The organism is Kribbella sp. NPDC020701 (assembly GCF_055562215.1).
This window is the reverse complement of record NZ_JBVHFT010000005.1, coordinates 190,469-203,480: the sequence shown is the minus strand read 5'-3', so window position 1 is coordinate 203,480 and position 13,012 is coordinate 190,469. Positions and strand designations below refer to the sequence as shown.

10 protein-coding genes are annotated in these 13,012 nt (G+C 68.8%); 5 read left to right on the top strand and 5 right to left on the bottom strand.

Features of this window, described 5'->3' with window-relative positions:
• Positions 1–14 precede the first annotated feature (14 nt).
• Both ACZ3HV_RS14030 and ACZ3HV_RS14025 read left to right on the top strand, forming a co-directional pair.
• Positions 15–1,124, top strand: a complete 1,110-nt coding sequence (locus ACZ3HV_RS14030) for a magnesium and cobalt transport protein CorA (RefSeq protein WP_465684223.1) — start codon at positions 15–17, stop codon at positions 1,122–1,124.
• Between the two features lie 514 nt (positions 1,125–1,638).
• Positions 1,639–2,340, top strand: coding sequence for an ArsR/SmtB family transcription factor (locus ACZ3HV_RS14025; RefSeq protein WP_465684221.1), 702 nt, complete (start codon positions 1,639–1,641; stop codon positions 2,338–2,340).
• A gap of 70 nt (positions 2,341–2,410) precedes the next feature.
• Here the strand turns inward: ACZ3HV_RS14025 and ACZ3HV_RS14020 are convergent, their stop codons facing one another.
• Positions 2,411–3,610: an acyl-CoA dehydrogenase family protein gene (locus ACZ3HV_RS14020; protein ID WP_465684219.1), complete on the bottom strand. Its 1,200-nt coding sequence runs from the start codon at positions 3,608–3,610 to the stop codon at positions 2,411–2,413.
• Between the two features lie 112 nt (positions 3,611–3,722).
• Complete coding sequence (locus ACZ3HV_RS14015) at positions 3,723–5,165, bottom strand: serine/threonine-protein kinase (protein WP_465684217.1); 1,443 nt, start codon at positions 5,163–5,165, stop codon at positions 3,723–3,725.
• 120 nt (positions 5,166–5,285) lie between these two features.
• On the opposite strand from ACZ3HV_RS14015, the gene ACZ3HV_RS14010 reads away from it, so the two are divergent.
• Positions 5,286–5,936 (top strand): peptidylprolyl isomerase, encoded by a 651-nt coding sequence (locus tag ACZ3HV_RS14010; RefSeq protein WP_465684215.1) that lies wholly within the window; start codon positions 5,286–5,288, stop codon positions 5,934–5,936.
• A gap of 40 nt (positions 5,937–5,976) precedes the next feature.
• Positions 5,977–6,597 carry a VOC family protein gene (locus tag ACZ3HV_RS14005; protein ID WP_465684213.1) on the top strand — a complete coding sequence of 207 codons (621 nt, stop codon included), beginning with the start codon at positions 5,977–5,979 and terminating at the stop codon, positions 6,595–6,597.
• On the opposite strand, the gene ACZ3HV_RS14000 is transcribed toward ACZ3HV_RS14005, so the two are convergent.
• Positions 6,594–7,553 (bottom strand): HpcH/HpaI aldolase/citrate lyase family protein, encoded by a 960-nt coding sequence (locus ACZ3HV_RS14000; RefSeq protein WP_360372614.1) that lies wholly within the window; start codon positions 7,551–7,553, stop codon positions 6,594–6,596. The genes ACZ3HV_RS14005 and ACZ3HV_RS14000 overlap by 4 nt on opposite strands.
• Positions 7,554–7,653: 100 nt before the next feature.
• Between ACZ3HV_RS14000 and ACZ3HV_RS13995 the strand changes: the two genes are divergently transcribed.
• Positions 7,654–8,181, top strand: coding sequence for a hypothetical protein (locus ACZ3HV_RS13995; RefSeq protein WP_465684211.1), 528 nt, complete (start codon positions 7,654–7,656; stop codon positions 8,179–8,181).
• Between the two features lie 21 nt (positions 8,182–8,202).
• On the opposite strand, the gene ACZ3HV_RS13990 is transcribed toward ACZ3HV_RS13995, so the two are convergent.
• Positions 8,203–11,883 carry a S8 family serine peptidase gene (locus ACZ3HV_RS13990; RefSeq protein ID WP_465684209.1) on the bottom strand — a complete coding sequence of 1,227 codons (3,681 nt, stop codon included), beginning with the start codon at positions 11,881–11,883 and terminating at the stop codon, positions 8,203–8,205.
• Between the two features lie 116 nt (positions 11,884–11,999).
• Positions 12,000–12,968, bottom strand: a complete 969-nt coding sequence (locus tag ACZ3HV_RS13985; RefSeq protein WP_465684207.1) for a helix-turn-helix domain-containing protein — start codon at positions 12,966–12,968, stop codon at positions 12,000–12,002.
• Positions 12,969–13,012: the final 44 nt, after the last annotated feature.

Sequence of the window (13,012 nt, the reverse complement as noted above, 5' to 3'; positions counted from 1 at the left end):
TAGCCTCGCCGGTGATGGCCGGGCGACGGTGGGACATGGGCGCGACACGCCGGATGGGACGAGTCTTCGCCCGGCGTGCGGGCGGTGACGGCCCGGTCCCGGCGGATCTGGTCGCCAGCGGCAAACTGGACGGCGCTCTGGTCGACTGGGGCTTCTACCGCGACGGTCACCGCGACGGCCGGACCAACTCCTACACGGAGGCGCTGGCCCGGGCGCGGCGCGGCCAGGGGTTTGTCTGGATCGGTCTGTTCCAGCCGACCGATCACCAGCTGGCCATCATCGGCAAGGAGTTCGGTCTGCACGCTCTGGCGCTCGAGGACGCCTCGGAGGCCCACCAGCGCCCCAAGCTCGAGCGGTACGACGACACTCTGTTCGCCGTACTCAAGACCGTTCGATACGTCCCGCACGGGGATCTGACCGCCACCAGTGAGGTGGTGGAGACGGGCGAGGTGATGGTCTTCTGTGGGCCGGGCTTCGTGGTCACGGTCCGCCATGGTGAGCACAGTGAGCTGGCGGGCCTGCGGCAGAACCTGGAGAAGGAGCCGAAGCGCCTGTCCCTCGGTCCGGGCGCCGTACTGCATGCCATCGCCGACCATGTCGTGGACAGGTACCTGGAGGTCACGGAGGCAGTCCAGGCCGATATCGACCTGATCGAGACCGAGATGTTCACTCCCCGCGGCTGGCGGAACATCGACCGGGTGTACCAGCTCAAGCGCGAGGTGCTGGAGCTGAAGCGGGCGGTCGCTCCGCTGACCGGACCGATGCGCGCGCTGTCGACGCTGCGGCACCCGCTGATCGCGGACGAGACCAGGAACTACTTCCGCGACGTCGACGACCACCTGCTGCGGGTGAAGGAACAGGTCATCTCGTTCGACGAGTTGCTCAGCTCGATCCTGCAGGCCGGGCTGGCCCAGGTGCAGGTGGCCGAGAACGAGGACATGCGGCGGATCTCGTCCTGGGTGGCGATCCTTGCGGTGCCGACGGTGATCGCCGGCATCTACGGGATGAACTTCGACTACATGCCGGAGCTGCGGCTGAAGTACGCGTACTTCGTCGTCCTCGGCGTGATGCTGACCGCGTGCACCGTGCTTTACCGGTTGTTCAAGCGAAACCACTGGCTCTGAGGCCGGAGTTCCACTACCGCGTAACGCCTGACTTGGCAACCTTCTGCCATGGCCGCGAGTACCACCCGTTTGGAATGTTCAAACGGTTGTGGACCGATTGACCCCTTGGTTGAATGCCCCATCGCGTTCGGTCAGCAGGCCACCACAGTCTGCGACCGACGGTAGCGGGGGATGTCGAGACGCTTCGGCAGCAAGGGAGGGTTTGTGCTCCGGATTCATTTCACGCCACGTGATCTGGCGCGGGTCACGGTCGCCACCACTCCCGCTCCGCTGTGGGAGGTGCTGCTGAGTCTGCACATGCTGCAGCAGTCCGACGGCCGGCTGATCTTCGAGGACTGGCGCCTTCACGTCCGGGCCACGGTGGCCCCGGACCAGATGCGGTTATTGCTGGAGCTGACGCCGCCGAAGGGCTGCTCCCCCGACTTCCTGACGCCGGCCGAGGCCGGCCCGGACTTCGAGACCGCGCTGGAGATGACCCTGGCGACACCGCGCCGGCAGATCCGCGATCAGCTCGATGCTGAGCAAGTACCGGCCGGTGTCGCCGTGGACGCGGGAGCTGGCGCAGGGCAACCGGGCGTCGCTGCAGAAGCTCGGCCGGGCGATCCGGACGTATCACGATGCCGCGATCGCGCCGTACTGGAAGTCGATCGGGACGCATGTGTCCGCCGATCACGCGCACCGCTGGGAGGCGCTGGCCCGGCACGGGGTGGACCGGCTGCTCTCGTCGCTGCACCCGCGGGTGCGGTGGGTCGCGCCGGTGCTGCAGGTGCTCGATCTGAACGACCGCGATCTGTACCTCGATGGCAGGGGGATCGAGTTGCAGCCGTCGGCGTTCTGCTGGCAGGTGCCGACGAAGCTGCGGGATCCGGAACTCACGCCGATTCTGGTGTATCCGATCCAGCACGCTCCCGGCATCCTGCGGCAGGCGTCGCTGGAGGCAACCTCGTCGAACGACCCGCTGTGCTCACTGCTCGGCTCGACCCGGGCCGCCGCGCTGGAGGCGGCGGTGACGGGTTGTACGACGACCGAGCTGGCCAGGCACTGCAAGATCTCCCCGGCCGCGGCCAGCCATCAGGCGACAGTGCTGCGCGGGGCCGGCCTGATCACCACCCGCCGCGCCGGCGCCTCCGTCCGCCACGAGATCACCCAGCTGGGCATCTGGCTGCTCTCCGGCTCCGGCCGCACCCGACCGGCCCCGACCCGCATCACCGCTTAGACCCTGCCCCGCCGCACGCTGGACGCCGACTGGCACCGCCCCGCCCGTCGGCCCAGCGTGCCGGCCGGTTTCAGAGCTTGTAGTCCTCGAGGAGCCGGCGGCCGATGATCATCCGCTGGATGTCCGCCGTACCCTCGCCGATCAGCAGCATCGGCGCCTCGCGGTAGAGCCGCTCGATCTCGTACTCCTTGGAGAACCCGTAGCCGCCGTGGATGCGGAACGAGTCCTCCACGACCTGAGCGCAGTACTCACTGGCCAGGTACTTCGCCACGCCGGCCTCGAAGTCGTTGCGGGAGCCGGAGTCCTTCTTCCGCGCCGCCTTCACCATCAGCTCGTGCGCGGCCTCGACCTTGACCGCCATATCGGCCAGCCGGAACAGCACGGCCTGGTGCTCGGCGATCTTCTTGCCGAAGGTCTCCCGCTGCTGCGCGTACGAGATCCCGAGCTCGAACGCCCGCCTGGCAACGCCGCAACCGCGGGCGGCGACGTTCACCCGGCCGACCTCGACGCCGTCCATCATCTGGTAGAAGCCCTTGCCCGGTACGCCGCCCAGGATCTGGCCGGCGTCGATCCGGTAGCCGTCGAAGACCAGCTCGGTGGTGTCGACGCCCTTGTAGCCCATCTTCTCGATCTTGCCCGGAACGGTGAGGCCCTTGTCGACCTCGCCGAAGCCGGGCTCCTTCTCGACGAGGAACGTGGACATGCGGCGGTAGACCGAGGCTGTGTCTTCAACACCTTCGTCGGTCTTCACGAGGACGGCGACCAGGTTCGACGAGCCGCCGTTCGTCAGCCACATCTTCTGGCCGTTGACGACGTACGCGTCGCCGTCCTTGACCGCCTTGGTCTTGATCGCGGCCACGTCGGAGCCACAGCCCGGCTCGGACATCGAGAACGCGCCGCGGACCTCGCCGGTCGCCATCCGGGGCAGGTACTTCTGCTTCTGCTCGTCGGTGCCGTGCTGGAGCAGCATGTACGCGACGATGAAGTGGGTGTTGATGATGCCGGACACGCTCATCCAGCCGCGGGCGATCTCCTCGACGCACAGCGCGTAGGTGAGCAGCGACTCGCCCAGGCCGCCGTACTCCTCGGGGATCATCAGGCCGAACAGGCCGAGCTCCTTCAGGCCCTCGACGATCTCGGTCGGGTACTCGTCGCGATGCTCGAGCTCGGTGGCGACCGGGAGGATCTCCGCCTCGACGAAGGCGCGGACCGTCTTCAGGATCTCCTCCTGGATGTCGGTCAGCCCGTCGGTCTGCTGCAACCTGCTCATCCTCGGCTCCTTCGCGTCGAGATGCCTTACCCGCGAGTATCGCGAATATCAGCATCCCGGCACGAGGGTGACACCCGCTGTGACTCCGGCCACCTGACGAAGGTCGCGTGCCTCACTCGTTCGCTGATCCGTCCGGGCGCGGCAACGCGCGCCCGACAGTGGCGAAGAGGGCTGCGATCTGCGCAGTGGCCTGCCACCGGTGGCGCTGCTGCGCCTCGACCAGCCGTTGCCTGGCCTCGTAGAAGTGCTTCGCCGCGGCCTCGGTGTCGCCGTGGTCCAGTGCCTCCGCGGCCTGGTCCAGGTCGCGCGCCGCCTCACGCGGGGCCTTGCTCTGGCTCCCCTGCTGCGTCGCACGCACCTGGGCAGCCAGTGTGCGCAACGTCGACACCAGCACCGCCTGGGGATTCGGCGTTTCCTTCGGAGTGGGCTTCGGCGTCGGCTTCTTCGACGGAGTCTTTGTGGGCGTCGGCCTCGGTGTGGTCTTCGGAGCGCTGGTCGCCTGCACGACCGGCGCCGACGGCGTCCCACCGGCCTGCGCGGGCGCATCGTTCGTCACACCCGCCCGCAACAGCAGTGCGCCCACCACACCGGCGACGACCACCGCCGCGGCCACGCCCACCTTCGCCAACGGGAACGTCCGGCCCGGCGCCCGGTGAGTCCCGGTTTCGGCAAGCTCCTCGGGCTCTTCCTCCCACTTGCCCACTCCGAGCACGTCCGCGGCCGCAGGTGGCGTGAACGCCAGCACCTGCGTCCTGCTGGACGCTGTCAGCAGCTCGACGACCTCACCGGAGGACGACGGCCTATCTGCCGGGTCCTTGGCGAGCAGGTGAGCGATGAGGTCGCCCAGCTCAGGCGGTACGTCGGTACGCATGATGGGCGGTGGCGGTGCGTCGAGGTGTTGGCGCATCACCACGTCGACTGTCGGGCCGGTGAATGGGGGTGTGCCGGTCAGGAGTTCGTGCAGGACGCAGCCGAACGAGTACCAGTCGCTGGCAGGAGTGGCGGGCTCGCCACGAACCTGCTCCGGCGAGACGTAGGACGCCGTACCGAGCAGAACGCCCAGACCGGTCGTCTCGGTGCCCGCACTCTTCGCGATGCCGAAGTCGGTGATCTTGAGCGTGCCGTCCGGCGCCAGCAGCAGGTTCCCCGGCTTCACGTCGCGGTGCACGATCCCCGCGCCGTGAGCGGCGTCAAGTGCGCGCGCACCCTGCGTGGCGATGTCGGTGACCAGCTGCGCGCTCGGCAGACCCGCCGTACGCATCAGCTTGGCCAGATCCGGCCCGGACACGAGTTCCATCACGAGGAACACGTGTTCACCCTCAGTGCCGACGTCGTACGTCGCCACCACGTTCGGATGCATCAGCCGAGCGGCCGCCTGGGCCTCGGCCCGGAACCGCGCAACCGCGTCCATCGGGTCGCCTTCGAGCCGGCGCAGCAGTTTGACCGCCACCTGACGGGCGAGAACGGTGTCCTCGGCCTGCCACACCTCACCCGCGCCACCCCTGCCCAGCAGGGTCAGCAACCGGTACCGCCCTGCGAATACCTCGCCGTTCACACACCACACCTTCCGCAGTGGACCGCAACACCTTAGGCAAGCGAGGCGTGTGAGAGCGAGTTCTGGATCGAAAGCTTGCAGAACCTCTGCACAGAGCGACCGAAGTACTACGTTGTGCTGATGAAGCGATCACTTACCGCCCTGATCGCGGCCACCCTGGTCGCCGCGACGCTGACCACGACTCCCGCTTCCGCCGCCCCGGTTTCGAAGCCGGTGGTGAAGTGCGAGTTCACCCCGACCCCGGAGAACCCTGCCGCCAAACCGGTCCGGATCCCGTCCGCGCATGCTCGGGCGAAGGGCACGGTCGATGTGTACTTCGTGACCAACTACGGACCGTTCGTCGTCCGGATGGACCGGGCCAACGCACCGTGTGGCGTGCACAACTTCGTGCACTTGGTGAAGAGCCGGTTCTACGACTTCACGCAGTGCTTCCGGCTGACGAACTCGGCGCGGCTCGGCGTACTGCAGTGTGGTGACATCTACCGCCAGGAGGAAGGCGGTCCGGGGTACAAGTTCCCCGACGAGGTCACCGGCCAGGAGACCTACCCGCGCGGGACCGTTGCCTATGGCAACCAGGGCCCGGGCACCAACGGATCCGAGTTCTTCGTGGTCCACTCCTTCGCCAACATCGCCCCGAACTACACCGTCCTCGGCCACGTGATCGCCGGGATGTCCACCTTCGACCGGATGGTCGCCGCCGGGATCGCCGACCCCGACCAGGACGGCCCGCCGGTCAAGCCGATCCGGATCGACAAGGTCTGGGCGCACTGAGGGGAGGGTAATTCGGGGCCCGCGGCGCTAGCTTGAGGTCGTGGGCAGACGTGGAAGACCGCGGCACCCGGACGTGCTGACACCGGCCGAGTGGCAGGTGGTGGACATGGTGCGGCACGGGATGCCGAACCGGGAGATCGCGCGGCGGCGTGGGGTGAGTGCCGACGCGGTGAAGTTCCATGTCGCGAACGCGCTGATGAAGCTCGGCCTGGAGCGCCGGGCCGAGCTTCGCAGCTGGCGTGGTGTGCCCGCGGACAGTGCTCTGCGACGACAAGGAGACCCGGACATGAGCCTGCAGCTAGGTGCGATCGGGCAGATCGCCCGCCCGGTCAGCGACATCCAGACCGCGGCCGACTTCTACGGCAAGGTGCTGGGGTTGCCGCACCTGTACACGTTCGGGGACCTGGCGTTCTTCGACTGTGGCGGGACGCGGCTGTTCCTGAGCGCGACCGAGGAGTCCGCCGGCGGTGAGCCGTCATGCCTGTACTTCCGGGTCGACGACATCCAATCGGCGTACGACGAACTCCGCGGCCGCGGTGTCGAGTTCGAGCAGGCACCGCACCTGATCCACAAGCACGACAACGGGGTCGAGGAATGGATGGCGTTCTTCCCCGACCCCGACGGTCACCTGCTCGCGATCATGGCCCAGGTCGGCCCTTAGTCGGCCGGTTGCCAGATGTCGGTGCGGGTCATGCCGGCGGCGCGGCCCTTGGCGGAGATGACGAGCGCCATCTTGCGGGAGGCCTCGTCGATCATCTCGTCGCCGAGCATCACCGCGCCGCGGGCACCGCCGGCGGCCGAGGTGTAGTGGTCGTAGGCGTCGAGGATGTTCTCTGCGTGGTCGTAGTCTTCCTGGCGCGGGGAGTAGACCTCGTTGGCGGCGGCGATCTGGTCGGGATGCAGAACCCACTTGCCGTCGAAGCCGAGCGCGGCCGAGCGGCCGGCGACGCGGCGGAAGCCGTCGACCTCCTTGATCTGCAGGTACGGACCGTCGATCGCCTGCTTGCCGTGCGCCCGCGCCGCCATCAGGATCTGCATCAGGATGTAGTGGTACGCGTCGCCGACGTCGTACCCGGGCGGCTGCTCGCCGACCACCAGCGACTTCATGTTGATCGACGCCATGAAGTCGGCCGGGCCGAAGATGATCGTCTCCACCCGCGGCGACGCGGTGGCGATCGCGTTCACGTTGGTCAGGCCGAGCGCGTTCTCGATCTGCGCCTCGATACCGATCCGGCCGGGCTCGTACCCGTGCACCTTCTCGAGCTGGGTGAGCAGCAGATCGAGCGCGACCACCTGCTCGGCGGTCTGCACCTTCGGCAGCATGATGCAGTCGAGGTTCGCGCCGGCTCCGCCGACGACCTCGATCACGTCGGCGTAGGTCCACTCGGTGGTCCAGTCGTTCACCCGGACGACGCGGATCTTGGTCCCCCAGCCGCCCTCGTTCAGCGCGGCGACGATGTTCTTGCGCGCGTCCACCTTGGCGATCGGCGCGACCGAGTCCTCCAGGTCGAGGAACACCTGGTCCGCGTCGAGTCCCTTCGCCTTGGCCAGGAACCGCGGGTTCGACCCCGGCGTGGCCAGACACGACCTTCTGCTCCGCAAGACCTGCTCAGACATCGCTGCGACCTCCGCTCGGTTACCCACCGGTCACCGGCAGCGTACGGCGAAACGCTCGCGTCCTGCCCGGTGACATCGCTCACTGTGACACTCTTGGGCGGTGGATACCGACCAGGCTGTGACCGAGATCGCGGCGGTGATGAAGAAGGCCGGCCTGGTCTGGCTGTCATGGAACGGCGGCCGGCCGGCTCCCGCTTGGTTCGCCACGGTCGAGGGGCAGTACGTCGTACTCGCGGATGCGGCCGACGGAGCGGAGCAGCCACTGCCCGGACTGGCCGCGGCCGGGTCGGCGGAGGTCGTCGTACCGGCCAAGCCGGCCACCAACCGGCTGGCGAGCTGGACGGCGACAGTACGGCGGCTGGAGCCGGACAGCGAGCAGTGGACGGCTGCGGCTCAAGTGCTGCGGACCGAGCGGCTCAACGCGGCTGGACTGGACACGCAGCTCGAGCGGTGGAAGACCGAGGCCGACCTGCTCGTGCTGGAGCCCACTGGCGAGATCAACGAGGCCGCCGGGCGGTACGACGACACTCCGCGAGCCGAGGCGCCCGTGGGGACCAAGGCGACCACCCGGGGCAAGGCACCGACCACCCTGCACCGCCCGATCCGCCGCCGCCCCAAGCTGAGTTGACGCGGCGGCGTCCCGAACGAGCTAGCGGACCCCGAACGCTCGATCCACTGTCTGCGTGATGCTGTTGCCCGCGGAGTCGCGGGCGGTCGCCCGCACGCTCACGAAGCCGGCCTTGGACGGTGCGTCCACCTGCGCCGTCCAACTCGCTCCCTGGCGCTTAAGCCGAGCCGTGTGCCAGCTCGCACCGTCGTCGTAGGACAGCTCGAGCTTCACATCTGCGATCTTTCCCACCCCTGCCGCCCCCGGCAGGTGCGACGGGCTCACCGACAACTCCGTACGCCGGTGCGCGAGGCCGGACAGGTCCGTGGCGACGGCATAGTCCAACTGGATCAGCGGAAGCGTCTCCAGCGCGGTGACGTCGGCTTGGTCGGAGCTGAAGCCCCACTCGGTGTGGGTGCGCGGTGAGTACGGCCGGTCCGGCAACTCGCGCGTGGTGTCCACGACCAGTCGATACGGAAGCCGCTCCGGCGCGACGTCGGCCGAGACGAAGTCGCTGCCCTCGCCGACGAGGGTGTCGCCCTGGAACAGCGAGGTGTTCAGCGTGACACCGCCGTACACGATGCCCTGGTGCCGGCCGGAGTCAGCCCAGCCGGGCATCCCGAAGACGCTGATGATGTCGCCGACCCGCGACGGCGGCGTGGACACCGCGCTGTCGCTGAGCAACCTCGGCCGCTGGATCCCGGCGAACCAGGTTTCGCGAGTCGTGCTGAGGGCCGGATAGGACAGCGATGACCCGATCTCGTTCAGATCCGGCACAGCGGCCTGGCTGAGCCACTTGACCTTCGACCCAGCAGTGACCCAGACGGTGTGATCGCCCTGCGCACGGACCGGGGTCGCCGCGGCGCCGACGGCCCAGGTGAAGTCGGTCGACAGGTCGTAGCGGACGTCGATCGCCTCACCCGGCGACGTGTTGCGGAACGACTCGTGGATCCTCGCCAGCTCGCCGGCTCCGGGCCGGTACGACGGATCGCGCGGGATCGCACCGTCATGGTGCTGGACGAGGTCGTACAAGTACTGCGGATAGGGATGCGACACCAGCTTGAGCGTCTTGGCGCCACGCACGAGCTGGGCGATGAGCCGCTGGCCCTCGTCAGTGCTCAGCGACGCCACCGGCAAGGGAGCCGCGTCCTCCTGCGGAAGATCGGCCCACGCGTCCAGCGGTCCGTAGCCGTCGTTCACGAGCAGCAACAGCTTGGCGCCGGCCTTCGCCGCCGCGGCGGCCTGATCCGACGGGGTCACCGTGTCGTTGCGACGGGTGACAACAATCTTGCCGCGGGCAACGATCTTCGTGAGGTCCTCAGCGAAGACCACGGGATACGTCGTCGTCCCCTCCGGCAGCTTGGGCGAGAAGCTCTGCACCATTGTGTCGTACGAACCCGCCGTCAGCGCGGGCTGGACCTGACGCCATCGGGTCGCGAACGTGTACGAGCCCTGCGTCACCTTGCTGGTCGGAGTGGCCCACAGGCTGTCGTAGAGCCACCACTCGAGCTGGTAGGTGTCGACAAAGCGGTGGAGGGTTCCATAGCTGCGGTACTGGTCCACGCGCAGGTAGCTGTTGACACTGGGCTGCGGGGTGATCGCACTGACCTTGCGCAGTGTGGATGCGTCGAACGTCAACGTCCGGTCGCTGTCCACGACGACTTCAGGTGCACTGAGCACAGCACGGCCGAGCGAGTGCGGTCCGTCGAGTCCCGCGACATCGGCGTACATCCACGCGGCGTAAGTGCTCGGACGCACGTTCGCGTCCAGGCTGCCGCTCTCGTCAACGGCGTACACCTGGGGGACGGTGTCCCGCCGGATGTCCTTCAGTACGACGATGCCCGGCAACGCCGAGCCGTTCCGGTCCTTGGCGCGGAGTGACAGTTTGACCCGCTGGCTCTGCTTGCTGACGCCGAGGGACGTGTGCGCCCGAAGCACACCGCTGCTGTCGGTGGCGGTGAGGACCGAGCTGTAGCCCGCGTCGTCGGCGGCGAGCTCCAAGTGACTCAGTACGCCGACCGTCACGGAGCCGTGGGCGGGCACGGTCACCTGCGGTGCGGTCAGGGTGAGCAGACCCGCTGGAATCCCCTGGGACCGGACGGCGAGGTCCAGTGTGAGGGGGTCAGCGGAGGTGTTGGTGTACGTGACGTCCTTCTGCACCAGTCCGCTCGACGGATACGGCCACTTGACGGCCGCGAACGCCGTACCGGTGGCGAACAGAGTGCTGTTCACCGCGGCAGCCACATCGAGCCGGCCGCTGCCGCCTGAGAACGGGCTGTACTGGACAGTGGTTTTGGTGGTGCTCACCAGCGCGTCCTTGAGTTGCGCGCCGTTCCACTCCGGATGCATGGCGGCGAGCAGTGCGGCGGCACCAGCCACATGCGGTGTCGCCATCGATGTCCCACTCATGGTCAGGTACTGACCCTCCCCTTCCTGGGCGTACTGCGACCGGGCCGCGAGCACGTCGACCCCAGGAGCGGTCAGATCGGGCTTGACGGCACTGTCACCCATCCGTGGACCGCGACTGGAGAACGAAGCCAGCCGGTCGGCAGCGTCCACCGCGCCAACGGTCAGCGCCGCGTCCGCCGCACCGGGTGCGCTGACGCTGAAGGGATCCGGTCCGGAATTGCCCGCCGCGATCACGAACAAGGCGCCGGTCTCCGCGCTGAGCTCGTTGACGGCCTGGCTCATCGGATCGGTGCCGTCGGTCGGCCCGGAGCCGAGGCTCATGCTGATCACCTTCGCGTGCTGATCACGCGCGGCCCACTCCATCCCGGCCAGGATCCAGGAGTCCTGGCCGCTGCCGTCGTCGGCCAGCACCTTGCCGATGTGCAGGGCGGCGCCGGGAGCAACCCCCTTCTCCTTGCCGCCGGACGCGGCGCCGGTGCCGGCGACAGTCGAGGCGACGTGCGTCCCGTGGCCGTTCCGATCGGTGACGTCCGCACCGGGCACGAAGCTGGTCGCCGCGGCGATCCGGCCCTCGAAGTCCGGGTGAGCGGCGTCGATGCCGGTGTCCAGCACGGCGACGTCGACGCCCTGCCCGGTGTCGCCGGTCTGCCACACCTGCGGCGCACCGATCTGCGCGGTCGTGTCGGACAGCGTCGCTTTCGCCTTGCCGTCCAGCCAGACCTTGGCAATCCCGCCTGGGAGTGCACCGGCCGCACTGGTACTGCGAGCGGCCGGACTGCCCGTGAGAGAAGCCCAGAAGGCGGCGGAGTGGTCAGCCGTCAGCGCCGCGCCCTGGATGCTGGTGAGCTCCCGGGTACGGCGTGCTCCGGCCGGTACGGCTTGTTTGCGGGCCTGGGCGGCGGCGTCGGTGTACGAGACGATCAGCGGGAGCTGGTCGCTGTGTGCGTCGTCGTACCCGTCCGCGATCAGTTCGGTGACATTGAAGAGCCGCTGGTCGAGTACGCCGGAGGCCAGGTACGGCAGGGCCGCGTCGGGATAGACGTAAGTGTCGTTGCCCACGGCCATGATGTGTGCGCCGGCCGGAGTGCCGTTGGGCTTCCGCACGGTCGCCGTGGTCCGGCCGTCGGCGGTGGCGGTCACCGTGACCTTGTCCCCCGTGATCAGGGTGACCGTTCGCGACGGGCCGGAAGGAACAGCGGCCTGGTGGCCTGTGGACGGTACGGCGGCGGCCGCGCCGGGCGCGACGGGTACGACGGCCGCGAGCGCCAGTACGGCCGCGATCAACCCGCGCGTGCGGGACGATGACAGGGACAAAGGAGCTCCAGGGGATGCGGGGCGAACTCACAGATCTCCCGCATTACATGTGCGCCTGGTCACCCGAGGCCATCGATTGCGCTGGCGCAAAGCTGACACGGCCAATCCGGCCAGGTTCAGAGCCAGCCGCGCTCGCGGGCGTGCCAGCCGAGCTGCAGCCGGGACCTCGAGTTGGTCTGCTCCATCAGCACCTGGACCCGGCGGGCCACCGTTCGCCTGCTGACCCCCAGTCGCGCACCGGCCGCGTCGTCGGTGAGTCCGGCGACCAGGAGGGACAACAGGTGCCTGTCCTCCGCGGACATCGTGGCCTCGGCGGACAGTCCGTCCGACTCGGTCACCGACAGCGGACTCGCCCTGCTCCAGACGGTCTCGAACAGTGCGACCAGCGCGTCCAGCAGGCTGCACGGATGCACCAGCAGCGCCGCGTCGTGGGCCGGCGTCGCCCAGTCCAGCGGAAGCAGCGCGAGCTCCCGGTCCGCCACGGCCAGTTTGGTCGGCAGATCGTCCGCGATCCGCGCCTGCTCGCCGGCCCGGACATGGCTGACCGCGCTGGCCGAGAGCACCGCGTCGGCCAGCGCCGAACTGTCGTAGACGACCCGGTACACGACGCCGTCGGCCTGCCGGGCGAGCTGGGTCCGATTCACCTCGGCGGATGCGGCGTACGGCGGGGCGACCAGCTCCCGCATGTCCTTGCGAGCCGTCCGCTGCACCCGGTCGAACGCCAGACCGACCGCGGTCTGCCCGGTGACGATCTCGATCAGCTCCTCGGTCCGTCGGTCGCCGGCCTGGTTGAACGCCGCGGCCGTCAGCCGGTACGCCGCCTCCCGGGTGCGCTGCAGCTCCTGCTCGTGCCGCTCGATCATCTGCTCGACGGCGAGATCCGGCGGCACCGGCACGACCAGCTCGCGGGGCGGCGGCGTACGGTGCACGAACCCCTCGATCTGTAGCTGGTCGACCGCTCGGCGCACCTCGTCCACCGGCCGCCCGACCCGCCCGGCCAGTTCCTCGACCGTGGCGGCGCCGTCCCGGACCAGCGCCAGGTACGTCGCCTCGTTCTCCGCCCCGAGCCCACCAGACCCCAGCATGCGCCCGCCCCAGTCTCGAAGGTGCCGAACTCGCCTGGCCGGAA

Bases quoted from the DNA above. Each gene is read 5' to 3' on its own strand.
- ACZ3HV_RS14030 (WP_465684223.1), top strand. From the start codon at position 15: ATGGCCGGGCGACGGTGGGACATGGGCGCGACACGCCGGATGGGACGA.
- ACZ3HV_RS14025 (WP_465684221.1), top strand. From the start codon at position 1,639: ATGCTGAGCAAGTACCGGCCGGTGTCGCCGTGGACGCGGGAGCTGGCG.
- ACZ3HV_RS14020 (WP_465684219.1), bottom strand. From the start codon at position 3,610: ATGAGCAGGTTGCAGCAGACCGACGGGCTGACCGACATCCAGGAGGAG.
- ACZ3HV_RS14010 (WP_465684215.1), top strand. From the start codon at position 5,286: ATGAAGCGATCACTTACCGCCCTGATCGCGGCCACCCTGGTCGCCGCG.
- ACZ3HV_RS14000 (WP_360372614.1), bottom strand. From the start codon at position 7,553: ATGTCTGAGCAGGTCTTGCGGAGCAGAAGGTCGTGTCTGGCCACGCCG.
- ACZ3HV_RS13985 (WP_465684207.1), bottom strand. From the start codon at position 12,968: ATGCTGGGGTCTGGTGGGCTCGGGGCGGAGAACGAGGCGACGTACCTG.